Source organism: Lysinibacillus composti (assembly GCF_016908465.1).
Lineage (GTDB): Bacteria > Bacillota > Bacilli > Bacillales_A > Planococcaceae > Ureibacillus > Ureibacillus composti_A.
In genome coordinates, this window is sequence record NZ_JAFBDY010000013.1 from 79,868 (window position 1) to 105,782 (window position 25,915).

Below are 25,915 nucleotides of genomic sequence, written 5' to 3' on the forward strand. Positions count from 1 at the left end.
TCCTTCAGCCATCAGCTTGGAGAAGGCTCTTACGCATTTACTGGTTGCTGATGTTGTGACCAATCTATGCTAATAAATTTATTAAACTCTTTTTTAAATGCTAAAGTAACCGTTCCAGTTGGACCATTACGTTGCTTAGCAATAATAATTTCAATCATATTTTTGTTTTCTGATTCTTTATCGTAATAATCATCACGATATAAGAAGGCAACAATATCGGCATCTTGCTCAATACTTCCAGATTCACGAATATCACTCATCATTGGACGTTTATCTTGACGTTGCTCAACACCACGCGATAACTGAGATAATGCAATAACTGGAACTTTTAATTCACGGGCAAGTGCTTTTAGTGAACGTGAGATCTCAGATACTTCTTGCTGACGGTTTTCACCACTTTTTCCACTACCCTGAATTAACTGTAAGTAGTCAATTAAGATCATTCCTAGACCATTTTCTTGAGCTAATCGGCGACACTTTGCACGAATCTCATTTACGCGTACACCTGGAGTATCATCAATATAAATTCCTGAATTTGATAAGCTTCCCATAGCCATCGTTAATTTACTCCAATCCTCAGTGGTTAGAGCACCTGTACGTAATGCTTGAGCGTCAATATTTCCTTCCGCACAAAGTAAACGCATGACTAGCTGTTCAGCACCCATTTCAAGAGAAAAGATTGCTACATTTTCACGTGCTTTGATTGCTACGTTTTGTGCAATATTTAATGCAAACGCGGTTTTCCCAACAGATGGGCGTGCAGCAACGATAATTAAGTCGTTTCGTTGGAATCCAGCAGTCATACTGTCTAAGTCACGGAAACCAGTCGGAATCCCTGTAACGTCACCTTGCCTTGATTGTAATTGTTCAATATTATCATACGTCTGAACAAGTACATCTTTTACGTGCTTGAAGTCACCCGCATTTTTGCGGTTTGCTACTTCCATGACTTTCTTCTCTGCTTCTGCTAACAGAGTTTCAACTTCATCTTCACGTGTATAGCCATCTTCAGCAATTTTCGTTGCAACACGAATAAGACGGCGAAGTAAAGCCTTTTCCTCTACAATTTTTGCGTAGTGAGCAATGTTAGCAGCTGTTGGTACTGCATTTGCAAGTTCAGTTAAATACGAAAGCCCACCAACATCTTCAAGTTCCTTTTTCGCTGAAAGTTCCTCTGTGACTGTTACAACATCAATAGGTTGCCCTTGATCACTCAAGGATAACATTGTTTCGAAAATCTTCTGATGTGCAATTCGGTAGAAATCTTCAGGAATTAAAATTTCAGATGCCGTAATTAACGCTTGTGGTTCTAAGAATATGGCACCGATAACCGACTGTTCGGCTTCATGGTTATGCGGTGGAACACGGTCAATTATGGGTTCGTTCATAGAATTCTCTCCTTAGTTTTCTTCAACTACATGTACTTTTAATGTTGCTTTTACTTCGTGATGTAATTTTACTGGTACGTTTGAATATCCTAGAGAGCGAATCCCTTCACTTTCCATTTTTCGCTTATCGATTTTAATACCATGTGCTTTTTGTAACGCTTCAACAATTTGCTTTGTTGAGATTGAACCAAATAAGCGACCACCTTCACCAGACTTCGCTTTAATTTCTACTGTTAATTGTTCAAGTTGTTCTTTTAAATCTTTTGCTTGTTGCAATTCAGCAGCTGCATTTTTTTCTTCTAATTTCTTTTGTCCATCTAATTGACTTAGTGCTTGTTTTGTTGCCTCAACAGCATAACCATTTTTAATCAGGAAATTTTGTGCATATCCATCGGCAACATTTTTAATTTCACCTTTTTTACCTTTTCCTTTTACGTCCTTTAGAAATACTACTTTCATTCTTCATTTCTCCCCTCTAGTGTTTCAAAAATTGCATTTTGTAATAATCTCTTTGTTTCTTCGATAGATTCTGCTTCTATTTGGCATGCAGCATTTGTTAAATGTCCACCGCCTCCTAGGTTTTCCATTACTAATTGAACATTAATTTCACCTAATGATCTGGCGCTGATTCCCACTAATCCATCTGGTCGATGTGCAATAACAAATGAAGCAGTGACATCTTTCATTGTTAATAATGTATCAGCAGTTTGAGCAATGAGAACAGAATCATAACTTTGATTTTCTTTCCCATTTGCAACGGCAATACCTGGGTAAATAAACTCTACTGTTTGGATAATTTTCGATCGTTCAATATACGTGCTAATATCTTCTTTTAATAATCGTTGAACTAAAATTGTATCGGCACCATGCTTCCTTAAGTAGGAAGCCGCTTCAAACGTCCTTGAACCTGTTCGAAGAGTAAAGCTTTTTGTATCTACGATAATACCAGATAATAGAGCAGTTGCTTCAAGTTTTGTAATGCTGTCAGCCTCTTGTTGATATTCTAATAGCTCCGTTACTAGCTCGGCAGTAGATGATGCATAAGGTTCCATATAAACAAGAGTTGTATTTGGAATGAAGTCCTCCCCTCGTCGATGGTGATCGATGACAACTACTTTCTCAAAGCGTTTTAATAGTCTTTCGTCAACAACGAGACTTGGCTTATGTGTATCTAAGATAACTAATAATGATTTATCGGTCATTTCAGAAAGGGCTTCGTCTGGAGATAGGAAATTCTCATAAAAGTCTGAGTGATTTTCAATCTCGTCCATCAGTCTACTTACACTGCCATTTAATTCATCGAAATTAATGACTACATAGCTTTTCACATCGTTCATAACAGCCATTTTACGAACACCAATACCAGAGCCAATTGAGTCCATATCAGGATTTTTATGTCCCATAATAAATACCTGGTCGCTATCCTGCATCAAATCTTGTAATGCATGCGAGATTACTCTTGCACGTACTCGAGTCCGTTTTTCAACAGGATTTGTTTTTCCACCGTAGAATTTTATTTTACCATCAGCTTGTTTGATTGCTACTTGGTCTCCACCACGGCCTAACACTAAATCTAAACTAGATTGTGCTAATTCACCTAGCTTAATAAGGGAAGAGGAACCAATCCCGACTCCAATACTTAATGTTAAAGAAAGATTTTTCTGTGCAGTTTTTTCACGAATATCATCTAATATAGAAAACTTTTTCTTCTCTAAATCATGTAAAATGGCTTCGTTTAAAATAGCCAAAAATCGATCTGAGTTAATACGTTTAGCATAAATACCATGTTCAAAAGCCCAATTATTAATAATAGATGTAACAGTAGTATTGGTTAAACTCCTTGATTGATCGTCCATCCCTTGTGTTATTTCATCGTAGTTATCAATAAACAAAATGGCAATTACCGAACGATCCGCATAATACTTTGACTCTATTTTTAAACGTTCTGTTACATCAAAGAAATAAAGTAACTTTTCTTCTTGCTTATAAACTACTCGATATTTGTGTTCACGAATTGATACAATGATTTCTTTTTTTTCTTCAGACTTTGTAAGTCCATGTAAATCATCTGATAAAATAAAGAGTTCTTCACCGATTAGCGTTTCTACATCCAACAGTTGAGACATATAAGGGTTTGCCCATTCAATTAAAAACTTATCATTTACAAGGACAATCCCAATTGGCATTTCAAGAAGTGCCTCTTCTCCTACTTTTTTCATTCGGAAGGAGAGTGACTCAATATATTTTTCAACCTCTAAATAAGTGATATTTTCTACTTTCCATGCATATAGTAGTACGATCATAAAGACCAAAGTATATGCTATTCCAAACCACATATTCCATATAAATATTAGAACGGCAGCTATTAGCCCAACGATTGATAGATACAAAAGGGGATGTCGAATTGATCGTTTCCTATAAGTATCCATTTTATCAGCTCCCTACTTCTGAATCTTTCCTTTAACGAGTGAACGTATTTTAAATCCTAAATCCAATATTCCCAATAGTACAAAGAAGGAATAGAGTGGAATCGCCATCACAGTCGCAAGGATCTTTACAATCTTCGGCATTCCTAATGCATCAATAACGTAATGTATGAAAGAAATACCTTGTATTGTTAATAGCAACCATAAAATAAGTGATAAATTCAGGCAGACTACATGTAGTGCTGTACCCATTTCAGGGCGAACAAATAAGTTAATTGATATTACAATTAAGTAATACCATAAAATTGCTCTTGGCATTCTTAAATTTTTAAAAGCACTGAACTTTGGTACTTCTATTCCTAGTCTTTTTAGAACTGGTAAATTGATTGAAATTATAATATAGGCGTAGAAGAACGTCGCAATTGTAATACAAGCTGGTATCGATAATTCCATTGTTGTAAAAATATTATTTAGCATCTCATCTGAAATTGGCGATTTGCCTGTCATACTAATTGAAAGTTCAATGGATCTGTCATAGCTTTCACGCAACATCTTGAATGAATCTCTAATAAAGTCCACTTCAAATAATTTTAGTGATACGAGATATTGTAAAGCAAATGCAATTAATACCGCTAAGCTTGATGACATAAATAAATAAATCTTACTTCGTTTTAATCGTAGCGCATCCCCCATAACAACACCAATGGATGCAAAAATTAAAGCAAATGGTACTATTAATAAACCTCCAAAAAAGAGCGTGATTATACAACCAATAATAGCTACAAATATGGAAGACTTTCGATCGTATGAAGCACTATACCATGCTAACGGTAAAGGTGCTAAAAACGTCGCGAATAGGCTTATGATTGGTACATAATAGGCTATAGCAATTAATACTGCAAATAGCGCAATCATCATGGCACCTTGAGCAAGCCTTTTGGTTTGATTACTCGGCATTTTTGACCTTCCTTTTTTTATATCAAGAAATCTTTCTCATTCGTTTATTGTATCACTTTTTTTACTGTCTAACAAAAACCTAGTATGTATAAGAAATTGATAGGATGGATTAAAGGAATCAAGTCATATTTTAGCCATTAATACCCTTATATAAAGATGGCCACCATATAAAAAAATTATTGTAAAAGTTACATAAAATAAAAAGTCGGCAAAATCTAAATAGACTTTGTCGACTTTTAAAATGTATTTTCTATTTACTAGAAATTACTTGTTCTTATTTATCTTCAGCTACGAATGGAAGAAGTGCCATAATACGAGCACGTTTAATAGCTGACGTTAATTTACGTTGGTATTTTGCACTTGTACCAGTTACGCGACGTGGAAGGATTTTCCCACGTTCAGAAATGAACTTTTTAAGTAAATCTACATCTTTATAGTCGATGTGCGTAATGTTGTTAGAAGTGAAGTAGCAAACTTTACGGCGTTTGCGGCCTCCGCGACGTTGTGCCATTTTCGTTTTCCTCCTTTATTATTTTTTTAGTTTCAATTCCGCCTTGACTCCATATTAGAATGGAAGGTCGTCTTCAGAAACTTCGATTGGACCTTTGCTACTAGCAAACGGATCCTCATCTACACGTGTATAATTTTGCTGATTTTGAGAAGGTTGACTTTGTTGATAAGAACCACCAAATGGATCCTGATTCATACCGCCACCAAATTGTTGATTTGGCTGACTTGTACTATAAGCAGGTTGATTTCCAGCATAGGAAGGCTGGCCTCCATATTGTTGATTCGACGAATAAGATCCGCCACCACTCGAGTTGCGAGGTTCTAAGAATTGGACAGAATCTGCTACAATATCAGTTGTATAAACGCGTTTTCCATCCTGACCCTCAAAGCTACCTGTTTGAATTCTGCCTTCAAGTCCAATCAAGCTTCCTTTTTTCATGAAGTTTGCTAAGTTTTCGGCCTGTTTTCTCCAAGCAATACAGCTAATGAAGTCTGCTTCACGTTCACCTTGTTGGTTTGAAAATGTTCTATTTACAGCGACTGTAAAACGAGTCATTGGAACTCCACTTGGTGTATAACGAAGCTCTGGGTCTTTCGTAAGTCTTCCCACTAGTACGACACGGTTTATCATCAAATGCAACCTCCTTCTACAGCATTTAGTTCAAAAATTAGTTATTATTTTTCTTCTTCACGAATAGCAATGTGACGAATAATATCTTCGCTGATGTTTGCTAAACGAGTGTACTCATCGATTGCATTTGTATCAGCGTTTACTTTCACGATTTGGTAGAAACCTTCGCGGAAGTCGTTGATTTCGTAAGCTAAGCGGCGTTTGCCCCACTCTTTTGCTTCGATGATTTCTGCACCATTTGAAGTTAAGATTTCGTTAAAGCGTTCAACTAAAGCTTTTTTCGCATCTTCTTCAATGTTTGGGCGTACAATGTACATTAACTCATACTTTTTCATCTTGTTTGCACCTCCTTATGGACTTTGGCTCTCTGAATATCTTCAGGAGCAAGGAGTAAATAATTATTTATTACTCACATCAAAGAATTGTATCATACCCTTTCTTTATTTGCAACCTCATTCACTTCCACCCTTTTCTTTATTGCTAGGTTATAATTAAGTTCATTACACTTTTGACTGATAGCGTAAAGATTTAGAGACGCCAAATGAAAATGTAATGACATTGGTCACTCCAACAATGTCAGCGTCTACTAAAAGCAAAAGGACGTGAAGAATATTGTTAAACAATAACCAACCAATTGTAATAGAACTCAATATGAAGAAAATTGCCTTTGCTAATCTTTGGTTAACTATTATTTTGTTAATTATTTTTGTAGCTTTAAATAGCTTTATTCATCAGCGATTTTCCGTATCCTTTTCTATTTGGGATCTATTTATTTTCATTGTTGGCTATGTTGTTTTAATCGTCATTCACGAGGTGTTTCATTTAATAGGCTTTATGCTCTTCGGTAAAGTTCAATTTCAGCAACTGGATTATGGATTAAATTTAAAGCTTGGTGTTGCTTATGCGACAACGATGGAGCCTTTAGAAAACCGCGCAATGAAAAAAGCGTTAATGCTTCCATTTTGGACAACAGGTGTAGTTCCTTCTATATTAGGCTTCACTTTGGATAATTTCATACTTGTTTCTTTAGGTTCATTACTAATTGCCGGGGCCATTGGTGATTTTTATATGTACAAAGAGCTGAGGAAATTCCCAAATGATGCATATGTTAAGGATGATCCAGAATTACCAAAGTTATATGTGTACACAAAAAAGCAGGTTGAAACGTAAGATTACGCTCAAACCTGCTTTTAAATTATTTATACATTAAAACGGAACAACATAACGTCCCCATCTTGTACTATATACTCTTTACCTTCTAAACGAACTTTACCAGCTTCTTTTGCAGCACTCATTGAACCGGCTTCAACAAGGTCATTATAGGAAACAGTTTCCGCGCGAATAAATCCACGTTCGAAGTCTGAATGGATCACTCCCGCACATTGAGGAGCTTTCATACCTTTACGGAACGTCCAAGCACGTACTTCTTGAACACCAGCGGTAAAGTATGTTGCCAACCCTAATAAATCATATGAAGCTCGGATTAATTGATCTAATCCAGATTCTTTAATTCCTAGCTCTTCTAAAAACATTGCTTTTTCTTCATCATTTAATTCTGAAATTTCTTCCTCAATTTTTGCACAGATTGTAATTACTTGTGCTCCTTCAGCAGCCGCATATTCACGAACTTGTTTCACATATTCATTTTCGTCTGCTTCCGCCACTTCATCTTCTGATACATTTGCTACATAAAGCATCGGTTTAATTGTTAGAAGATGAAGGCCTTTAATTACTTTCAATTCATCATCTGACAACTCTACAGAGCGAGCTGGCTTCTCAGCTTCTAGTGCCTCTTTTAGTTTTAATAATATCGGCTCTTCTACAAGTGCTTCTTTATCTTTTTGCTTAGCCATTTTACTTACACGCTGAACTCGTTTTTCAACAGATTCTAAATCAGCCAATATAAGTTCTAAGTTGATTACTTCAATATCATCAATTGGATTAACTTTCCCTGATACGTGTGTAATATTGCCGTCTTCAAAGCAACGTACAACTTGGCAAATTGCATCAACTTCACGAATATGAGATAAGAACTTGTTTCCTAACCCTTCTCCTTTTGAAGCTCCTTTTACAATCCCTGCGATATCTGTAAATTCAAAAGCTGTTGGAACTGTTTTTTTTGGCTCTACTAGCTCTGTTAATTTATCTAAACGTGCATCTGGAACTTCTACTACACCAACGTTCGGATCAATTGTTGCGAATGGGTAGTTCGCGGCTAATGCTCCCGCTTTTGTAATAGCGTTAAATAATGTAGATTTCCCTACGTTTGGTAGACCTACTATGCCTGCTGTTAATGCCAATTATGACACAACCTTTCTCTCTAATTCGATTTACTAGTCTTTACTTTAATTTGTTTTAGAACCATGTTAATTATATGGATTCACTACTAAAAAGTCTAATCCCCTTTTAGCATGATCTAATTGTTTTAAGATTCAGGATTAGCTTTTGTTATAATCTTCTTCATTTTCTTTTCAAATTCACGACGGGGAATTAGTACACTATGCCCGCAGCCTTCACATTTAATGCGGATATCTGCACCCAATCGGATGATCTTCCATGCATTTGTGCCACAAGGGTGTTGCTTTTTCATTTCCACAACATCATTCAATTCATATGATTTTGTTTCCATTACGCTTCATTTCCTCCCGATTCTGTACTACCTCGATCATATAACATCATTTTTGGATATGCCATTGGAATTCCATTTTTATCTAATAAATCTTTTACATCACGTCTGATCACACGAGCAATACCGTAATGTTGAAGAGGTTTAGTTTCAGCGATGATGCGAATTGTTACTTCTGTACCTACAACATTTTGGACACCTAAAAATGTAGGAACATTAATTAGCTCCTCAAACCGCTCAGGTAATGTCTTTAAATAATCGGTAACTAGATTTTCAACCTTTTCTATATCTGCATCAATTCCTACCTGCATATCGATAATCGCTTTTGAATTGTTTACGGAGTAGTTGATAACATCAGTTATTAATCCATTTGGAATAATATACTGTTCACCAGTAGATCCTATAATTTTTGTAGTACGTAGTCCAATTTCCACAACTGTCCCTTCGGCTGCATTTAGTCGGATATAATCCCCTACACCAAACTGGTCTTCTAATATAATAAAGAACCCTGTAATAACATCCTTTACTAAACTTTGAGCCCCAAAACCAATGGCTAACCCTGCAATTCCTGCCCCCGCAAGTAACCCCATTACTTGAATTTTCAAGGCTGATAAGATTGCTATAATGGCTGAGAAATAAACCACATAGGATAAAACACTATGTAATAACTTAACAATGGTTCTCGAACGTCTTTCCGACTGGTTAATTGGAGTCTTCATTCTTAAATTAAAAATTCGTGTAATAAGTTTTTTTCCAATTAATATAACTAAGTAAGACACAATAATGATTGCTGTAATTTTTATAGAAGCAACCATTACAAAATCCCATAATTCTTGACTACTTAAATAATTCCAAATCCTCTCCGAAACTCTTGCTAATCCTTTTACATCACTAACTTCCGCTACATCTTCCATAATATTTTCCTGGGCCATTTTACCACCTCTTGTATAAAAAACTATTAGATTGAATATCCTTAATCATATAACCCATATTTACCATAAAAAACACATTATTACCATTTTAAAAAGGAAAGTGGGACATCCAATGATGAATAAAATCCAAATGCTAAAATCACATGTCCACTATGAGCAAACCGGAGCTGTATGGCGCTTAAGTGATTTATTTCTTGAACATATTCCTTTTGACCATGAACATCTCATTTTCTGTTGTATTGGTACTGACCGTTCTACTGGAGACGCCCTTGGGCCATTAACAGGTAGCTTTTTAAAAAGCTATCACTCGTTCCCATTTGACGTCATTGGCACACTTGAAGATCCATTACATGCTGTCAATTTACCATCCACAGTAGAGAAAATTCAACAATTACCTACTACTCCATATGTGGTTGCAATCGATGCATGTTTAGGATCCGAGAAAAATATTGGTCATATTCTTGTCCATGAAGGGCCCCTTTTACCTGGGAAGGCAGTAAAAAAAGAGCTCCCTCCCATTGGTGATATTTCTATTAAAGGGGTTGTAAATGTTGGTGGTTTTATGGAAATGCTTGTGTTACAAAACACTCGTTTAAACGTAACCTATTCCATGAGTAATAAAATTGCCCGTGCATTATTACTTGCTCATCAACGTCATTTATTGAAAGTAAAAAATGATCGCAACGATGATTCCTACAACTCCGATTCCAGGCAACAGATTGGCTACTCGAATTTTAGTTAATCCTGTGATGTTCAATCCAATAGCCAAAATCATGACGCCCCCTGTTGCCGTCATTTCTTTTATAAACATATCTAACGCTGCTTCCGGTATGTATGCACTGATTACTCCAGAAAAGATTGCTATAATTGCCTGATATAAAAATACCGGAAATGCAGATAGTAAGACACCAATACCAAGAGTCGATGATAATACAATTGCTGTAAATCCATCGATAATCCCCTTTGTAATCAGAACATCATGATCATTTCTTAATCCACTATCAAGTGCACCGATAATTGCCATCGAGCCAATTAAAAATATAAGTGTGGCAGTTACAAATCCTTCCGCAATATTACTATCTGATTTCTTCTTTCTAAATTTAGATTCAATCCATTTCCCTAGACGATTTAATTGCTTATCTAAGTCTATCCATTCACCAATGACAGCCCCTACAACAAGACTGACAACAATTATTATAAAATTACTACTTTCAAACCCCATTTGAATCCCAAGTAGAGCAACAGCTAATCCTATAATAGATAATACTGTGTTTTTCATTGTTTCAGGTATGTTTTGAAAAAAACGACCAATAATTGCTCCTAAAATTATTAATACTGCATTAATAATGGAACCTAATAACACCATGATTTTACCCCTTCCATTAATTACATCTCAACGTAGTCGAATCTGATTAGTACTTTTGGGTAGAATGCGCTAAGATTCCAACTTATTGACCATACAAAAATCGAGCGCCTAGATATTGGCGCTCGTTCATGATTTATTCCTGTTCTAAACTTAGAATTTCTAAGATTCGTTCTAAATCATCCTCAGAATAAAATTCAATTTCAATTTTACCCTTGTTTTTATTTTTCCTAATTTGAACATTTGTACCGAAGTATTCACGTAGTTGTGTTTCCTTTGCTTCTACGAAAATATCTTTATTTTTCTTCGTTTCACGTGGAACATCTTCATTCAGTTGTTTAATTAAAGTTTCTAATTGTCGAACATTTAAGGATTGATTCACTACTTTACTTGCAACTTCAGGAATTCTCCTTTTATTTTTCAATCCCAAAAGTGTTCGTCCGTGCCCCATTGATAGAAGTCCATCATTTACTAATTTGCGCACTTCTTCCGGCAGTTGCAGTAATCGGATATGGTTTGTAATATGTGGTCGGCTCTTACCTAAACGTTTTGCTAAATCTTCCTGTGTAAAGTGTAATTTTTCAATGAGACTTTGGTATGCTTCAGCTTCTTCGATTGGTGTTAAATCTTCTCGTTGAAGGTTTTCTAAAATTGCAAGCTCCATCATTTGTTCTTCTGTTAACTCTTTAACAATGGCTGGAATTTCATTCAACCCTGCAATTTTTGAAGCACGGAAACGTCTTTCACCTACAACGATCTCATACTTCTTTCCCTTTTTTCTGACGACAATAGGTTGAATAATGCCATGTTCTTGAATGGATTGTGCTAATTCTTCAATTGTTTCGTCATCGAAAATTTTCCTTGGTTGAAAAGGATTCGTGACTAACAATTCTAATTGAATTTTTTCAATTGCTTCATCACTTTGCAAGGTTTCAATAGTTTGAGTCGGAAATAACGCATCGAGTCCTTTACCTAAACCTCTAGCCATTCTTAATCACTTCCCTTGCTAATTCTAAATATACTTCCGCACCACGGGATTTTGGATCATAAATGATAATCGGCTCTCCATGGCTTGGCGCTTCACTCAAACGTACATTACGCGGGATAATTGTTTTATACACTTTATCTTGGAAATATTTCTTTACTTCCTCAATTACTTGAATCCCTAAATTTGTTCTAGCATCAAGCATAGTTAACAATACACCATCAATATATAAGCCCTGATTTAAATGTTTTTGAACAAGTCGAACTGTTGATAATAGTTGACTTAACCCTTCAAGTGCATAGTACTCACATTGAACAGGGATAATGACTGCATCTGCAGCTGTGAGTGCATTAATTGTAAGTAAACCTAAAGAAGGTGGACAATCTATAATAATATAATCAAATTGATCTTTGACTTCTTGTAAAGCGTGTTTCAAACGAACCTCACGAGAAATTGTTGAAACTAGTTCAATCTCTGCTCCTGCCAAAGATATTGTTGCTGGGATTACAGTTAAATTCTCTACTTTAGATTGTTGTAATACATTTTCAACTTCTTCATCATCAATTAATACATCATAAATACAACTATGAATTTCACCTTTATTTACCCCAACACCGCTAGTAGCATTTCCTTGTGGATCAATATCTATCAACAATACCTTTTTTCCTAAATAAGCAAGGCAAGCACTTAAATTAACAGATGTTGTTGTTTTACCTACGCCACCTTTTTGGTTAGTGATTGCTATAATTCTTCCCAATCGTAGCACCTGCTTTCATCCATCTGATTATCTAAAAAGTTTGAAAAGTGACAAAAATAATCTATGTAATAGACTTTAAATCTAAATTTATCTCTATTTAGTTATAGAATTATTTCTTTCATTTTAACAAATTTAAGTTAGAGTTGTGTTTATTTCATTAATATATTTCTTTTTTTTTTTGCAAAAAAAAAAGAGAACTGACTTAAGTAGAAGTCATCGCTCTCTTTTTTGTATTCATGAATCGTAATTATTTTGTTATGTTGAAGCCAGATGAAAGTATGTATTAATACTTTTTTGGCGAATTTATTACTTTTTCTTAGGAATTTTCACAGTGATCTGGTAGTACTCCTCTGTGTCTTCCTCTTCTGTTTTTACTTGTATACCACTTTTAGTAACCATTGATAAGGATTGTCTAATTGTATTTAAAGCAATACGTACATCTTTACTAATTGCTTTACGTTGTGGTTTAGTCTTTTTCTCTTTTTCTTGTGGATGTAATAGTTGTTGAATATGTTCTTCTAATTGTCTAACATTCCAATCGTTCTCTCTAACCATATTAACAAGTTCAGCTTGAACAGCCTCATCTTTTACAGCGATTAACGCGCGAGCATGACGTTCAGAAATTTCCCTTTTTAGGATAGCTTCTTGCACATTTTGAGGAAGCTTAAGTAAGCGGAGTTTATTCGCAACTGTTGATTGCCCTTTTCCTAAACGTTGAGCAAGTGCTTCTTGTGTAAGTGAATGAAGCTCTAACAATTGTTGATAAGCTAATGCTTCTTCAATTGCAGTTAATTCCTCACGTTGAAGGTTTTCAATTAACGCAATAGATGCAGTTTCTTTATCACTTAAGTCACGCACAATTGCCGGCACTTCAGTCCAATCTAATTTTTTCATCGCACGGTATCGTCGCTCACCAGCAATAATCTCATAACGATCATCATCAAAACGACGTATTACAATTGGTTGGATTACACCGTGTGTATGAATTGTTCTTGATAATTCTTCAATTTTTTCTTCATCAAAAACTGTACGAGGTTGGAATCGATTGGGAATGATTTTATCGATTGGAATTTTCAATACTTCTTCAGTAGTTTTTACTTGTTGCTCTTGCTCTTCTTCTACCGTTGCGGTAACTTCACTACTTACTGTTGGCTCGATTTTACCGCCTCCGAAAAAACGTGAAAAAGGACTTTTCATCCAATTGGCACCACCTTTAAGAAACTATCTTGCTTTCTTATATAAAATATTATTTCGCAAACTTAGTGAAATGTATATAGTTCATTGAAAGTAAATCTAAGAAACAACTAAGATTTAAATCTATTAAAGTTGACATTAATATAAAATAGTTGCACAACGAAAGGCAAATTTATTTCAAAATATCTCTGCATTTCGTTAAGAAAATTTGTTCCATGTGAAACATTATTATCAATCTTTTTTGTCTATTATTAATAGTATAACATGCATTGATAGGAACCGCTGAACGATTGTGCATGTTTTTCTATAAGTCAATCCATCACTATTTTAGAGTTATCCCCATATATTTCCTAGGAAATCGGTGTTTTGTTTGGGACACCCGGCTTTCTTGGATATTTTTTGGGCGTTTGTTTTATTTTATCAAAAACATATAAAGTTCGTTCACTATCTTCCACTGGTAAATTATAGTAATAATCCTCTTTTAATGATGCTCCTAAAGTTGTAATTGCCTTGTTTGCATCTTTTAATTCCTCTGGGCCAGCAGCTGCTTTTAGTGCAACAAAGTATCCACCTTGTTTTACTAATGGAATACAAAGCTCTGACAGAACAGATAGACGAGCCACTGCACGTGCTGTAACAACCTCAAACTGTTCACGATATTTTAAATTTTGACCGAATTCTTCAGCTCTTGAATGGACAAAATTTACATTTTCTAATTTCAACTGTTCACTTAAATGATTTAAAAATGTAATACGTTTATTTAATGAGTCTACAATTGTTACATGTAAATGTGGAAAACAAATTTTTATAGGTAAACTCGGGAAACCTGCACCGGCACCCACATCACAAATAGAGTTCACGTTGGAAAAGTCAAAATAGAAACTTGCACTAATTGAATCATAGAAATGCTTTAGATATACACCTTCTAAATCTGTAATTGCTGTTAAGTTCATTTTTTCATTCCATTCAACTAATAGTTCAAAATAAGTTTTGAACTGTGCAATTTGTGTATCTGTTAGCTCTATTCCCTTTTCTTTTAATGCCTCAATAAATTGTTGTTCGTTCATTTTGATCTCCTTTAATTAAATCAATGGCACATTAAACTATGTTTAATAAATGGTGAAGCTATACATCTTAGTTGATTCATATAGCAAATGGCCATATATAAAAAAGAGCGCCCGAGGTAATGATCAATATTGCTCGAACGCTTATATCTAATGTGCCTTTGCGTAATTGTGTACAATAGTTGCACGTCTTTCAATGGCTTGGGCCAACAAACCTATTTGCGACAATACCTGCAAAGAACAGAATTCGCTCCCAATGAATTGGTTGTTTCTTATGTTTCATTTTAAGCAATTCTATAGAAGTAAAAACTTTTTTATCTGTTACAAGCATATATAGTAGAAAATAATTATTCGTTACTTATACGTGCGATTTTTCCTTGCTCAATATAGACAAGTAAAATTGATATATCCGCAGGGTTAACACCGGAAATACGAGATGCTTGTGCAATGGTTAACGGGCGAACCTGTTTAAGCTTTTGACGTGCTTCAGTTGCCAAACCTGAAATTGCATCATAATCAATATTTTCAGGAATTTTCTTACTCTCCATTTTGTGTAGCTTTTCAACTTGATTTAAGGCCTTTTGAATATAGCCCTCATATTTTAATTGTATTTCGATTTGTTCTTTTACTTCCTCACTTAATTCTATATCAGGAGGCGTTAAAGATGCTACTAAGTCATAATGCATTTCAGTACGCTTCAATAAATCAGCCGCGCGGATACCATCTTTTAATTCTGTTCCACCAACAGATCGGATTACTGATTGTGTTGTTTCATTTGGTTTAATAATCACTTCACGGAGACGGGCAATTTCTGATGCAACTTGTTCTTCTTTTAGTTTGAACTTTGCAAAACGTTCCTCTGAAATCATCCCAATTTTGTAGCCTATTTCTGTTAGGCGTAAATCTGCATTATCATGACGAAGAAGTAAACGATATTCTGCACGTGATGTTAATAAACGGTATGGCTCATTTGTACCTTTTGTTACAAGGTCATCAATTAACACTCCGATATAAGCATCAGATCGTTTTAAAATTACCTCTTCTTTCCCTAAAATTTTAGACGCTGCATTTATTCCAGCCATAAGCCCTTGACCCGCAGCTTCCTCATAACCAGAAGTACCATTAATTTGACCTGCAGTATAAAGGTTTTTGATACGTTTTGTTTCGAGTGTCGGCCAAAGTTGTGTCGGAACAACTGCATCATACTCTATTGCATAACCTGCACGCATAATTTCGGCATTTTCTAGTCCTGGAATACTTGCAACCATTTTTCGTTGTACATGTTCTGGTAAGCTAGTAGAGAACCCCTGTACGTACACTTCTTGAGTCTCTCTTCCTTCAGGCTCTAAGAAAATTTGGTGACGTGGCTTATCCGCAAAGCGAGTAATTTTATCTTCAATTGATGGACAATAACGTGGGCCAGTTCCTTTTATCATCCCAGAAAACATTGGAGATAAATGAAGGTTTGCTTCAATAATTTCATGTGTTTCTTGGCTTGTATAAGTTAACCAACAAGGAAGTTGATCTGTGATAAATTCAGTTGTTTCAAAGCTGAAGGCACGAGGTACGTCATCACCTGGTTGAATTTCCGTTTTAGAATAGTCAATTGTACGACTATTAACACGTGGTGGTGTTCCTGTCTTAAAGCGTACGATCTCAAATCCAAGTTCTTTTAAGTTATCTGCTAACTTGACTGAAGGCTGTTGGTTATTTGGACCTGAAGAATATTTTAAATCTCCAAGAATAATCTCGCCGCGCAAGAATGTGCCTGTTGTTAAAATAACTGCTTGCGCACGATAAATAGCCCCAACTTGGGTAATAACGCCTTTAACTTCATCATCTTCAATAATTAATTCATCTACCATTGCTTGACGAATTTGTAAGTTTGGCTCTTCCTCTAATAAGCGCTTCATTTCACGTTGGTAAAGTTGCTTATCAGCTTGTGCACGTAATGCCCGAACAGCAGGCCCCTTACCTGTATTTAACATACGCATTTGAATATGCGTTTTATCGATTACACGACCCATTAAACCGCCAAGTGCGTCAATCTCACGTACGACAATCCCTTTTGCTGGACCACCAACTGACGGATTACATGGCATAAATGCAATTAATTCTAAGTTAATTGTCAGCATTAATGTTTTTGCACCAGTTTTTGCAGCAGCGTAAGCAGCTTCTACACCTGCGTGACCTGAGCCGACGACGATTACATCATAATTACCTGCCTCATATTGTGTTGGCATGGTCTTCTTCCTTTCTATATGAACTTTGCGCAAAATCTGTGCAAAGCTTAGTTTATTTCCCTAAACAGAATTGTGAGAACAATTGATTTATTAGGCTTTCCTGAACTGTATCTCCGACAATTTCACCTAGTAATTCCCAGGTCCTTGTTACATCAATTTGAACCATATCCACTGGAACACCACTTTCTGCAGCATCAATTGCGTCTGCAATAGTTGACTGTGCTTGGTGAAGTAACGCAATATGGCGAGCATTCGAAACATATGTTAAATCATCTGATTCAATTTTGCCCTCAAAGAATAACGCAGCTATTGCTTCTTCTAATTCGCGTACACCTTCTTCTTGTAATAAAGAAGTAGTTACTATTCTTCGGTTTCCAGCTAGTTCTTTTACTCTATCTAAATCAATCTTCTGTGGCAAGTCTGTTTTATTGACTACCACGATAAAATCCATATTTTCAATTGTTTCAAATAGACGTTCATCTTCTTGTGATAACTCCTCAGCAGAATTTAAAACAAGTAAAATCAAATCAGCCTCTTTCAAAACTTGTCGTGACCTTTCTACCCCTATACGTTCAACAATATCTTCGGTTTCACGAATACCTGCAGTATCAACTAAACGTAATGGGACGCCACGTACATTTACATACTCTTCTATAATATCACGAGTTGTACCCGCAACATCTGTTACAATTGCTTTGTTCTCTTGAACTAAACTATTTAATAGTGATGATTTCCCTACATTTGGCCGCCCTAGAATAACTGTTGACAGCCCTTCACGTAATATTTTCCCTTGAGACGATGTTTGTAAAAGCTTTTCTATTTCATCACGTACCCAAGAACACTTTTCTAACATTATAGGCACAGTCATTTCTTCTACATCGTCGTATTCAGGATAATCAATATTCACTTCTACTTGGGCTAATGTTTCAAGTAGTGCCTGTCGCAACTGATTAATTAACTTAGATAGCTTACCGTCCATTTGTCCAAGTGCCACATTCATAGCACGATCTGTTTTAGCACGAATTAGATCCATAACAGCTTCAGCCTGAGACAAATCAATACGTCCATTTAAAAAGGCACGCTTTGTAAACTCACCTGGTTCAGCTAGTCTTGCACCATTTTTCAGAACTAGTTGTAACACTCGATTGACTGAAACAATACCACCGTGACAGTTAATTTCAATTACATCCTCACGTGTAAATGTTTTTGGTCCACGCATTAGTGAAACCATAACCTCTTCCACTACTTCCTCAGTTTTCGGATCAATTAAATGCCCGTAATGAATCGTATGTGTTGGTTGCTCATCTAATTTTTTATTGTTTGGCGATTTAAATATTTTATCTGCGATCTGAACGGCTTCATCCCCACTTAAGCGAACAATGGCAATGGCACCTTCCCCCATTGGTGTGGATATCGCAGCAATTGTGTCGAATTCCATTCTGTTTTCAATCCTCCTAGAGTTTATCCACATGTGGATAACTATAACGAACACTTCTCACTAACGATTTAGATTAACACATTTTGTGTAAAAACTAAAGTAAGTCAATTTCCCACATGTGGATATTTCAAAATTCTACATTTCCCGACCTTTTCTCAAAACCTTTCTATATTTTGTGCAGTATTTTAATGTTAATAAGTTTAGATTCAAACTTAAGATTTTAAGGCAAAAAAAAAAGGTCTAGAATAACTAGACCTTTTTTGGAAAACCATCATTATTTAATTGGTTCAATAACTAAATGGCGATTTGGTTCAGTTCCTTCAGAATATGTCTCAATATCAATACGATTCGATAAAGTATGATGTATCACTTTACGTTCATATGAAGGCATTGGCTCTAATGAAACCTTTTTACCAGTACGAACAGCTTTGTCAGCTAAACGTTCTGCTAACTGTTCTAATGCTATTTCACGACGTTCACGGTAATTTTCTACATCCAATTTTACTAACATAAACGTTTTTGCACTTTTATTAATTACCAGCTGCGTTAATTGTTGAAGCGCATTTAGTGTGGCGCCTCTTTTCCCTATTAACATTGCTGCTTTTTCACTTTCTAACTTAAATAACGTGTTTTTCCCTTGGGTTTCAGCTTGAATTTTTAGATCTCCAATGCCCATACCCTCAGCAATATTCGTCAAATAAGCTTTTGCTACTTCAATTGGATCTTCTTCTAGCACATTTTCGTCGTTTTTCATTTGTTGAACTGTAGATTCTTCCACTTGAATAGGTTCTAAATGTTTAACTTCTTCAGGTAGAGATTCTTCAACTGTTACTTCCTCATTTAAAACTTCGATTTTATTAACTTTAACTGGTTCTTCTACCTCTTTTAAAGTTACACGAACTTCAGCTTGGCGAACGCCAAAACCTAAAAACCCTTTTTTTGCTTCTTGTAAAACTTCAACTTCTACTTCCTCAATGGAAGTATCAAGCTTTTGTAACGCTAATGAGATCGCTTCTTCTTTTGTTGCGCCTAATTGCGTAATTTGTTTCACTTTTTCGCTCCTCCTGTAGTAGCAGCTTCAACTTTTTTATTCCATGGTTTATAAATAGCAAGGTTCTGAAGTACTGAGATGATATTTCCAATAACCCAATATAATGATAATGCGGCTGGTAGTACAATACCAAACCCAACAATCATTAATGGCATAATGTACATCATCACTTTCATTTGTGGATTATCCATTGCAGGTCCTGTCATTAGTACAATATATTGTATTATCCCGGCAAGAACTGCAAGTACTATACTCGGATCACCTAGTGGGAATACAAGAAATGTTCCTAAATCAATAGTTGGTGTTGCATTCATACGGCTAATCGCATGGTAAAATCCAATTAAGATTGGCATTTGGATAAATACCGGTAAACATCCTGCCATTGGATTAACGCCAGAGTTTTGCATTAATGACATCATTTCTTGTTGATACTTTTGCTGTGTAACCGCATCTTTTGAAGCATATTTTTTTTGCAACTCTTTCAACTTTGGCTGTATTTCCTGCATTTTCTTCGAGCTTTTTACTTGTTTGATTGTTAATGGAAGTATTACTAATCGGATAATAATTGTTACTGCGATTATTGCCAGACCATACGACCCTAAAAGGTCTGAAAAGTAACTAATTAAAGATACTAGTGGCCAAACAATATATTCATTCCAAAAGCCTTCACTTTTAGATGAAATTGGCTGATCAAATTCTGTACATCCTGATAGCAATAATGCTAGTCCAGTTAGAGACAGAATAATTCCTGTTCTTTTCTTCAACCTTCTTCCTCCTAAAGCAACTATTCAATTTTTATATTGAAACTATTTTATCATGTGTTAATGGTAACTCTCTACAAATTGTTTTATTTTTACTAATATTTGATAAATAATTTTAAAATTTGACTATTTTCTCTTTAAAACTTTTGCAATTTTTAATACGTGCTCCAAACTTTTCTTCGTTTCATGAAAATCTAACGTGGCCGCCGGATGTCTGGCGATAATAACATAGTCCATATCTTGCCTTACTTCTTCTTTTAACTCTAAAAATACTTGACGAATATATCGTTTAATTTGAACACGTGTAACTGCTTTACCAATTTTCTTACCCACAGAAAGTCCAATGCGAAATTCCTCTTGTTCCTCTTTTTGCAAACAGTAAACTACGAATTGTCGGTTTGCAAAAGACTTTCCTTTTTTAAATACCTTTTGAAAATCCTCATTTTTTTTTACTCGTTGGCGTTTTTTCATTTCTTCACCTACTCTATCCGATCCTTTATTGTCTTTTCCTACCTTTTTACAAAAATAATCGAAAAAAAAGACCACTGATGAGGCTCAGTGGACTTATGCTGATAAAACTTTTCTTCCTTTACGACGACGAGCAGCTAAAACTTTACGACCATTTTTTGTACTCATACGTGCGCGGAAACCATGTACTTTACTATGTTTACGTTTCTTCGGTTGATATGTGCGTTTCATATATATTACACCTCCAGATGAAAGTTAAATTATCTATTCTTCGTACAGACCTAAACATTATATAAAATTAATTAGCAAATTGTCAATTCAATATTTCTTTTCCTTCTAAATCTTAATCCTTTCCTTTAATTCCATTTATCCACACACTTATACTTTTATCCAAAAACCCATGTGGATAATCATTACCCCCTAAAATTTTTATCCACATGGGTTATCGACAGCTTCTACACAAAATCAGACCCTGTGGACAACTGTATAGTGAATAATTAAATGTTATGTGGATAAGTTTAGAGAGCTATTGAAATGCCTATATTTTTTTGATACGATAGTTGTGTTTTCTTTTGTGGAAATGTCTTTTGGGAAATATTTTATCCACAATTGTTAATAACCTGTGGACAAAATTTATCACAGCCCTTGGATAATAGTTATCCACAAGCTGTGATTATGTGTGTTATGATATAAATTCTACTATTAGCATAGATAATTTTTAAATTTTTATGTACTCAATTTGAAAGTAAAGGAGTAAAAAGCTTGGAACATTTAGATGAATTATGGAACAGCGTCTTAGCACAAGTAGAACAAAAAATTTCAAAACCAAGCTTTGAAACGTGGCTTAAATCTACTAAGTTAATTAAATATAAAGGTGTTAATGTCACGATTGCTGCACCGAACTCATTTGCTCGTGAATGGTTAGAAAACCATTATGTTCACTTAATTGCAGGCATTCTAAGTGAACTGACGGGTGAAGATTTACTAATAAATTTTGTTGTTCAAAAAGATCAAGACGCTGAAGATTTTGATTTACCAGCTCCAATCATCCAATCAAAGCAGGATGAACACTATGATATTGCTCCAGGGATGCTTAATCCTAAATATACTTTTGATACGTTCGTTATTGGTTCTGGTAACCGTTTTGCACATGCAGCATCGCTTGCTGTTGCAGAAGCTCCTGCAAATGCCTATAATCCGTTCTTTATTTATGGGGGAGTTGGACTAGGGAAAACCCATCTGATGCACGCAATTGGCCATTATGTTCTTGAGCATAATCCAAATGCAAAAGTTGTTTATCTTTCATCTGAAAAGTTTACAAATGAATTTATCAACTCAATTCGAGACAACAAAGCAGGGGATTTCCGCAATAAGTATCGAAATGTTGATGTACTCTTAATTGATGATATTCAATTCTTAGCTGGAAAAGAATCAACACAAGAGGAATTTTTCCATACATTTAACACTTTGCATACAGAATCAAAACAAATCGTCATATCTAGTGACCGTCCACCAAAGGAAATTCCAACGTTAGAAGACCGATTACGATCTCGCTTTGAATGGGGTTTGATTACAGACATCACGCCTCCAGACCTTGAAACACGTATTGCGATTTTGAGGAAGAAGGCAAAAGCAGATGGCCTTGAGATTCCTAATGAAGTTATGCTACATATTGCAAACCAAATTGATACCAACATACGTGAGCTTGAAGGCGCGTTAATACGTGTAGTTGCTTATTCATCTTTAGTCAATAAAGATATAACTGCTGAATTAGCTGCAGAAGCGTTAAAGGACATTATTCCGAATGCTAAACCACGAATGATTACAATTTTGGATATTCAAAATGCGGTAGGAGAGCATTACAATATTAGACTTGAGGACTTTTCGGCAAAACGAAGAACAAAATCCATTGCATTTCCTAGACAGGTTGCAATGTATTTATCGCGTGAATTAACGGATTTTTCACTTCCTAAGATTGGGGAGGAATTTGGAGGCCGAGACCATACAACGGTTATTCATGCCCATGAGAAAATTGCTTCTTTACTAAAAGAGGATCAAATTCTACAACAAGATATTAAGCAAATTCGTAGTGTACTTGGAAAATAAACTGTGGATAAGCGTTAAAATATCCCACAAACTTATTCACACTTTATCAACATGTGGATAGCTTGGTATTCGTGGGTAAAACTAAGGTTATCCACAAATCCACAGCGCCTATTACTATTACTATTAAAATCTTTTAAAAAAATAATAATATATTTAAGTGAGGTATGATAATGAAATTTGATATTATGCGAGATCGTTTATTAAACGGTTTAAACGATGTAATGAAGGCAGTAAGTTCAAAAACAACGATTCCGATCTTAACAGGGATTAAAATTGATGTAACTGAAGAAGGGTTATTCTTAACTGGTAGTGACGCGGATATTACAATTCAAACATTTATCCCAGTTGAAGAAGATGGAGATCAGTTAATCAACATTACAGAAACGGGATCGATTGTCTTACAAGCTCGCATGTTCAATGAAATTGTTCGTAAACTACCAACTAATGATGTTGAAATTGAAGTAGTAAACGGTTTACAAACACATATTCGCTCAGGTAAATCAGAGTTCCACTTAATTGGTTCTGATGCTTCTGAATATCCATTATTACCTGAAGTTTCAGCAGATGGTTCATTTTCTTTACCAGCTGACTTATTAAAATCTATTATTCGTGAAACAGTATTTGCAGTTGCAGCATCTGAAAGCCGCCCAGTCTTAACGGGTGTTAATTGGCAAATTCAAGATGATGAATTAGTTTGTGTTGCAACAGATAGCCATCGTTTAGCTAGAAGAAAAACAAAATTAGAACAAGTCCCTACAGATGTTAATTCTGTTGTGATCCCTGGTAAAAGTTTAAATGAATTAAATAAAGTGCTTGAGGATTCTACAAACCCTGTTCAAATTGTGATTACTAGTCAACAAGTTTTATTTAAAACTGAAAATGTATTATTCTTCTCACGTTTGTTAGAAGGTAATTACCCTGATACTACTAGATTAATTCCCGCTGAATTTAAAACAAACGTTACGATCAACGGGAAATCACTATTACAAGCAATTGACCGTGCCTCGTTATTAGCTAGAGAAGATCGAAATAATGTTGTGCGCTTTGAGACATTTGAAGGTAATATCGTTGAAATTTCATCGAACTCACCTGAAATCGGTAAAGTTGAAGAACAAATTCAAGTTGAAGCCCTTGATGGAGAGAATTTAAAAATCTCATTCAGTGCCAAATACATGATGGAAGCATTGAAGGCTATTGATGGACAAGATGTTATTATTCAATTTACTGGTGCTATGCGACCATTTATTCTTCGTTCTGTAATAGATGATGCAATTCTTCAATTGATCTTACCGGTTAGAACTTACTAAAAATACAAAGAAACTGATAGCTGTGTTAGCGGCTATCTTTTTTTATTTTGCAAATTATGTTGTGTTTTATTATGTATTTCACATTAGTAATGCCACCTGACCTTTTTTACTTTATTGACAAGCCACTTTTTTCTAATACCCACATTATGCTTTGGAATCATTAATTATTCTTCACTATGAAAATAGTTATTCCTACTTTTTTTCTGCAATGTATGGTTGATCGATCTTACTTTGTAGAGGGAGAGGGAAGTAATAGAGGTTTGAAAAAGATGGTTACTTCGCTTTTCTTGGCTTAATTACATTTTTTCGGTATGATAGAGAGATAGATGTCTTGAATCGGAGGATGAATTAATTTTGAACGAAATCGTTATTGATACAGAGTATATTACACTAGGACAGGCTTTAAAATTAACTGATGCTATTAGCTCTGGTGGTATGGCGAAATGGTTTTTAGAAGAAAATGATGTTTATGTAAACGGGGAAATTGATAGACGTCGTGGACGTAAACTTCGACAAGATGATGTTGTAACAATCCCTGGCACTGGTAGATTTGTGATTGTCAATAATAGTGGGGAATAGTAATGATCATAGAGCATCTACAGCTTTCAAATTATCGCAATTACGAATCATTAGAGTTAAACTTTTCACCAAAAATCAATGTGTTTATAGGTGAAAATGCCCAAGGGAAAACCAATTTAATGGAATCCATTTATGTATTAGCTATGGCAAAATCCCACAGAACAAGTAATGATAAAGAATTGATACGTTGGAAAGCAGAGTATGGTAAAATAGAGGGTGTTATAAACAATCGCTACGGTAATATTCCAATGGAACTATCTATTACAAAAAAAGGGAAAAAAGCAAAAGTAAACCACTTGGAACAATCAAAATTAAGTAATTATATTGGGCAAATGAATGTCGTTATGTTTGCACCAGAGGACTTGAATGTTGTAAAGGGAAGTCCACAGGTACGTAGACGATTCATTGATATGGAAATCGGCCAAATATCACCAGTATATTTACACGAATTGTTAACATTTCAGAAATTACTAAAACAACGTAACCACTTGTTAAAAAGTAATCAAGGAAAGGCGAGTATTGATCCCGTCTTATTTGAAATTTATACAGAACAATATATTCAGTCAGCTGTTCAAATTATTCTTAAAAGATTCCACTTTGTAGAACTTTTACAAGAATGGGCTGAACCAATTCATTCAGGCATTTCTCGCAGTCTCGAAAAATTGACAATTAAGTATCGGCCTACAACAGGATTGGATGCAAAGTGGACTGCCGACGAAATGGCTACATATTTGGAAAAAAAGCTTGCTGAAGTTAAACAAAAAGAACTTGAACGAGGGATAACACTTATAGGTCCTCACCGAGATGATTTACAATTTTTGGTAAATGAATATGATGTACAAACATATGGCTCACAAGGCCAACAAAGAACAACTGCGCTTTCTTTGAAACTTGCTGAAATCGAATTGATTAAACAAGAGACAAGGGAAGCTCCTATTTTGTTATTGGACGATGTATTATCTGAGCTAGATGATTATCGACAATCGCATTTGTTAAATACAATTCAAGGTGAAGTACAGACGTTCGTTACAACCACGAATATTGATGGTATTCATCATGAAACTATTCAACATGCTAAGTTGTTTCACGTGAAACAAGGGGATGTAGAAAGTTGATAAATGTGCAAAAA

The 25,915-nt window shown here is 35.2% G+C and carries 28 protein-coding genes; 6 read left to right on the forward strand and 22 right to left on the reverse strand.

The window, feature by feature from the left end; all coding sequences use genetic code 11:
• Window positions 1-29: 29 nt before the first annotated feature.
• The 8 genes from dnaB to JOD29_RS13620 form a co-directional block, all read right to left on the reverse strand.
• Window positions 30-1,388 (reverse strand): replicative DNA helicase, encoded by a 1,359-nt coding sequence (gene dnaB, locus JOD29_RS13585; RefSeq protein ID WP_124765707.1) that lies wholly within the window; start codon window positions 1,386-1,388, stop codon window positions 30-32.
• 12 nt (window positions 1,389-1,400) lie between these two features.
• A complete protein-coding gene (gene rplI / locus JOD29_RS13590; RefSeq protein ID WP_124765709.1) occupies window positions 1,401-1,847 on the reverse strand; it encodes a 50S ribosomal protein L9 in 447 nt (148 codons plus the stop codon).
• Window positions 1,844-3,817 carry a DHH family phosphoesterase gene (locus JOD29_RS13595; protein ID WP_124765711.1) on the reverse strand — a complete coding sequence of 658 codons (1,974 nt, stop codon included), beginning with the start codon at window positions 3,815-3,817 and terminating at the stop codon, window positions 1,844-1,846. The genes rplI and JOD29_RS13595 overlap by 4 nt, the downstream gene beginning before the upstream one ends.
• 12 nt (window positions 3,818-3,829) lie before the next feature.
• On the reverse strand, window positions 3,830-4,771 hold the full coding sequence (locus JOD29_RS13600; protein WP_124765713.1) for a YybS family protein: 942 nt from the start codon (window positions 4,769-4,771) through the stop codon (window positions 3,830-3,832).
• 274 nt (window positions 4,772-5,045) lie between these two features.
• Window positions 5,046-5,282, reverse strand: coding sequence for a 30S ribosomal protein S18 (rpsR, locus tag JOD29_RS13605; RefSeq protein WP_122972062.1), 237 nt, complete (start codon window positions 5,280-5,282; stop codon window positions 5,046-5,048).
• Between the two features lie 54 nt (window positions 5,283-5,336).
• Window positions 5,337-5,912, reverse strand: coding sequence for a single-stranded DNA-binding protein (gene ssb / locus JOD29_RS13610; RefSeq protein ID WP_124765714.1), 576 nt, complete (start codon window positions 5,910-5,912; stop codon window positions 5,337-5,339).
• Window positions 5,913-5,956: 44 nt separating this feature from the next.
• Window positions 5,957-6,247 (reverse strand): 30S ribosomal protein S6, encoded by a 291-nt coding sequence (gene rpsF, locus JOD29_RS13615; RefSeq protein WP_124765716.1) that lies wholly within the window; start codon window positions 6,245-6,247, stop codon window positions 5,957-5,959.
• A gap of 165 nt (window positions 6,248-6,412) precedes the next feature.
• The gene (locus JOD29_RS13620) at window positions 6,413-6,562 is read right to left on the reverse strand and encodes a hypothetical protein (protein ID WP_205101686.1); all 150 of its coding nucleotides are present in this window, start codon (window positions 6,560-6,562) and stop codon (window positions 6,413-6,415) included.
• A gap of 1 nt (window position 6,563) precedes the next feature.
• Here JOD29_RS13620 and JOD29_RS13625 point away from each other — a divergent pair, with 1 nt between their 5' ends.
• Complete coding sequence (locus JOD29_RS13625; protein ID WP_192894235.1) at window positions 6,564-7,082, forward strand: DUF3267 domain-containing protein; 519 nt, start codon at window positions 6,564-6,566, stop codon at window positions 7,080-7,082.
• Between the two features lie 29 nt (window positions 7,083-7,111).
• On the opposite strand, the gene ychF is transcribed toward JOD29_RS13625, so the two are convergent.
• The 3 genes from ychF to JOD29_RS13640 all read right to left on the reverse strand — a co-directional run bounded on the left by ychF (window position 7,112) and on the right by JOD29_RS13640 (window position 9,470).
• A complete protein-coding gene (ychF, locus tag JOD29_RS13630; protein WP_124765720.1) occupies window positions 7,112-8,212 on the reverse strand; it encodes a redox-regulated ATPase YchF in 1,101 nt (366 codons plus the stop codon).
• Between the two features lie 125 nt (window positions 8,213-8,337).
• Window positions 8,338-8,541 carry a DUF951 domain-containing protein gene (locus JOD29_RS13635; protein WP_124765722.1) on the reverse strand — a complete coding sequence of 68 codons (204 nt, stop codon included), beginning with the start codon at window positions 8,539-8,541 and terminating at the stop codon, window positions 8,338-8,340.
• Window positions 8,541-9,470 (reverse strand): mechanosensitive ion channel family protein, encoded by a 930-nt coding sequence (locus JOD29_RS13640; protein ID WP_124765724.1) that lies wholly within the window; start codon window positions 9,468-9,470, stop codon window positions 8,541-8,543. Before JOD29_RS13640 ends, JOD29_RS13635 begins: the two co-directional genes overlap by 1 nt.
• Before the next feature lie 112 nt (window positions 9,471-9,582).
• Here JOD29_RS13640 and yyaC point away from each other — a divergent pair, with 112 nt between their 5' ends.
• Window positions 9,583-10,212: a spore protease YyaC gene (gene yyaC, locus JOD29_RS13645; RefSeq protein ID WP_239585721.1), complete on the forward strand. Its 630-nt coding sequence runs from the start codon at window positions 9,583-9,585 to the stop codon at window positions 10,210-10,212.
• Here the strand turns inward: yyaC and JOD29_RS13650 are convergent.
• From JOD29_RS13650 to rpmH, 11 genes are all read right to left on the reverse strand, one after another.
• Entirely contained in the window at window positions 10,129-10,836 is a 708-nt protein-coding gene (locus JOD29_RS13650; RefSeq protein ID WP_124765726.1) for a DUF554 domain-containing protein, read from the reverse strand. The genes yyaC and JOD29_RS13650 overlap by 84 nt on opposite strands.
• A gap of 133 nt (window positions 10,837-10,969) precedes the next feature.
• Window positions 10,970-11,821: a ParB/RepB/Spo0J family partition protein gene (locus JOD29_RS13655; protein ID WP_124765728.1), complete on the reverse strand. Its 852-nt coding sequence runs from the start codon at window positions 11,819-11,821 to the stop codon at window positions 10,970-10,972.
• Window positions 11,814-12,575 (reverse strand): ParA family protein, encoded by a 762-nt coding sequence (locus tag JOD29_RS13660; protein WP_124765730.1) that lies wholly within the window; start codon window positions 12,573-12,575, stop codon window positions 11,814-11,816. Before JOD29_RS13660 ends, JOD29_RS13655 begins: the two co-directional genes overlap by 8 nt.
• A 306-nt stretch (window positions 12,576-12,881) precedes the next feature.
• Window positions 12,882-13,772 carry a nucleoid occlusion protein gene (noc, locus tag JOD29_RS13665; protein ID WP_124765732.1) on the reverse strand — a complete coding sequence of 297 codons (891 nt, stop codon included), beginning with the start codon at window positions 13,770-13,772 and terminating at the stop codon, window positions 12,882-12,884.
• Between the two features lie 347 nt (window positions 13,773-14,119).
• Window positions 14,120-14,836 (reverse strand): 16S rRNA (guanine(527)-N(7))-methyltransferase RsmG, encoded by a 717-nt coding sequence (rsmG, locus tag JOD29_RS13670; protein ID WP_124765734.1) that lies wholly within the window; start codon window positions 14,834-14,836, stop codon window positions 14,120-14,122.
• A gap of 344 nt (window positions 14,837-15,180) precedes the next feature.
• The gene (gene mnmG, locus JOD29_RS13675; protein ID WP_124765736.1) at window positions 15,181-17,076 is read right to left on the reverse strand and encodes a tRNA uridine-5-carboxymethylaminomethyl(34) synthesis enzyme MnmG; all 1,896 of its coding nucleotides are present in this window, start codon (window positions 17,074-17,076) and stop codon (window positions 15,181-15,183) included.
• 52 nt (window positions 17,077-17,128) lie between these two features.
• A complete protein-coding gene (gene mnmE / locus JOD29_RS13680; protein ID WP_124765738.1) occupies window positions 17,129-18,514 on the reverse strand; it encodes a tRNA uridine-5-carboxymethylaminomethyl(34) synthesis GTPase MnmE in 1,386 nt (461 codons plus the stop codon).
• A 274-nt stretch (window positions 18,515-18,788) separates the two neighbouring features.
• Window positions 18,789-19,565 (reverse strand): RNA-binding cell elongation regulator Jag/EloR, encoded by a 777-nt coding sequence (gene jag, locus JOD29_RS13685; protein ID WP_124765740.1) that lies wholly within the window; start codon window positions 19,563-19,565, stop codon window positions 18,789-18,791.
• Window positions 19,562-20,329: a membrane protein insertase YidC gene (yidC, locus tag JOD29_RS13690; RefSeq protein WP_124765742.1), complete on the reverse strand. Its 768-nt coding sequence runs from the start codon at window positions 20,327-20,329 to the stop codon at window positions 19,562-19,564. The genes jag and yidC overlap by 4 nt, the downstream gene beginning before the upstream one ends.
• A gap of 123 nt (window positions 20,330-20,452) precedes the next feature.
• Entirely contained in the window at window positions 20,453-20,797 is a 345-nt protein-coding gene (gene rnpA / locus JOD29_RS13695; RefSeq protein WP_124765744.1) for a ribonuclease P protein component, read from the reverse strand.
• Window positions 20,798-20,890: 93 nt separating this feature from the next.
• Window positions 20,891-21,025, reverse strand: a complete 135-nt coding sequence (rpmH, locus tag JOD29_RS13700; RefSeq protein WP_004233310.1) for a 50S ribosomal protein L34 — start codon at window positions 21,023-21,025, stop codon at window positions 20,891-20,893.
• Between the two features lie 531 nt (window positions 21,026-21,556).
• On the opposite strand from rpmH, the gene dnaA reads away from it, so the two are divergent.
• From dnaA to recF, 4 genes are all read left to right on the forward strand, one after another.
• Window positions 21,557-22,900 carry a chromosomal replication initiator protein DnaA gene (gene dnaA / locus JOD29_RS13705; RefSeq protein ID WP_124765746.1) on the forward strand — a complete coding sequence of 448 codons (1,344 nt, stop codon included), beginning with the start codon at window positions 21,557-21,559 and terminating at the stop codon, window positions 22,898-22,900.
• A 170-nt stretch (window positions 22,901-23,070) separates the two neighbouring features.
• Entirely contained in the window at window positions 23,071-24,207 is a 1,137-nt protein-coding gene (dnaN, locus tag JOD29_RS13710; RefSeq protein ID WP_124765748.1) for a DNA polymerase III subunit beta, read from the forward strand.
• Window positions 24,208-24,561: 354 nt separating this feature from the next.
• Window positions 24,562-24,786, forward strand: coding sequence for a S4 domain-containing protein YaaA (gene yaaA / locus JOD29_RS13715; RefSeq protein WP_124765750.1), 225 nt, complete (start codon window positions 24,562-24,564; stop codon window positions 24,784-24,786).
• Between the two features lie 2 nt (window positions 24,787-24,788).
• On the forward strand, window positions 24,789-25,901 hold the full coding sequence (recF, locus tag JOD29_RS13720) for a DNA replication/repair protein RecF (protein ID WP_124765752.1): 1,113 nt from the start codon (window positions 24,789-24,791) through the stop codon (window positions 25,899-25,901).
• The last annotated feature ends 14 nt before the right edge of the window (window positions 25,902-25,915 follow it).

Coding starts and splice junctions, on each gene's coding strand:
- dnaB (WP_124765707.1), bottom strand. CDS start 1,388: ATGAACGAACCCATAATTGACCGTGTTCCACCGCATAACCATGAAGCC.
- rplI (WP_124765709.1), bottom strand. CDS start 1,847: ATGAAAGTAGTATTTCTAAAGGACGTAAAAGGAAAAGGTAAAAAAGGT.
- JOD29_RS13595 (WP_124765711.1), bottom strand. CDS start 3,817: ATGGATACTTATAGGAAACGATCAATTCGACATCCCCTTTTGTATCTA.
- JOD29_RS13600 (WP_124765713.1), bottom strand. CDS start 4,771: ATGCCGAGTAATCAAACCAAAAGGCTTGCTCAAGGTGCCATGATGATT.
- rpsR (WP_122972062.1), bottom strand. CDS start 5,282: ATGGCACAACGTCGCGGAGGCCGCAAACGCCGTAAAGTTTGCTACTTC.
- ssb (WP_124765714.1), bottom strand. CDS start 5,912: ATGATAAACCGTGTCGTACTAGTGGGAAGACTTACGAAAGACCCAGAG.
- rpsF (WP_124765716.1), bottom strand. CDS start 6,247: ATGAAAAAGTATGAGTTAATGTACATTGTACGCCCAAACATTGAAGAA.
- JOD29_RS13625 (WP_192894235.1), top strand. CDS start 6,564: ATGAAGAAAATTGCCTTTGCTAATCTTTGGTTAACTATTATTTTGTTA.
- JOD29_RS13635 (WP_124765722.1), bottom strand. CDS start 8,541: ATGGAAACAAAATCATATGAATTGAATGATGTTGTGGAAATGAAAAAG.
- JOD29_RS13640 (WP_124765724.1), bottom strand. CDS start 9,470: ATGGCCCAGGAAAATATTATGGAAGATGTAGCGGAAGTTAGTGATGTA.
- yyaC (WP_239585721.1), top strand. CDS start 9,583: ATGATGAATAAAATCCAAATGCTAAAATCACATGTCCACTATGAGCAA.
- JOD29_RS13650 (WP_124765726.1), bottom strand. CDS start 10,836: ATGGTGTTATTAGGTTCCATTATTAATGCAGTATTAATAATTTTAGGA.
- JOD29_RS13655 (WP_124765728.1), bottom strand. CDS start 11,821: ATGGCTAGAGGTTTAGGTAAAGGACTCGATGCGTTATTTCCGACTCAA.
- noc (WP_124765732.1), bottom strand. CDS start 13,772: ATGAAAAGTCCTTTTTCACGTTTTTTCGGAGGCGGTAAAATCGAGCCA.
- rsmG (WP_124765734.1), bottom strand. CDS start 14,836: ATGAACGAACAACAATTTATTGAGGCATTAAAAGAAAAGGGAATAGAG.
- mnmG (WP_124765736.1), bottom strand. CDS start 17,076: ATGCCAACACAATATGAGGCAGGTAATTATGATGTAATCGTCGTCGGC.
- mnmE (WP_124765738.1), bottom strand. CDS start 18,514: ATGGAATTCGACACAATTGCTGCGATATCCACACCAATGGGGGAAGGT.
- rnpA (WP_124765744.1), bottom strand. CDS start 20,797: ATGAAAAAACGCCAACGAGTAAAAAAAAATGAGGATTTTCAAAAGGTA.
- rpmH (WP_004233310.1), bottom strand. CDS start 21,025: ATGAAACGCACATATCAACCGAAGAAACGTAAACATAGTAAAGTACAT.
- dnaN (WP_124765748.1), top strand. CDS start 23,071: ATGAAATTTGATATTATGCGAGATCGTTTATTAAACGGTTTAAACGAT.
- recF (WP_124765752.1), top strand. CDS start 24,789: ATGATCATAGAGCATCTACAGCTTTCAAATTATCGCAATTACGAATCA.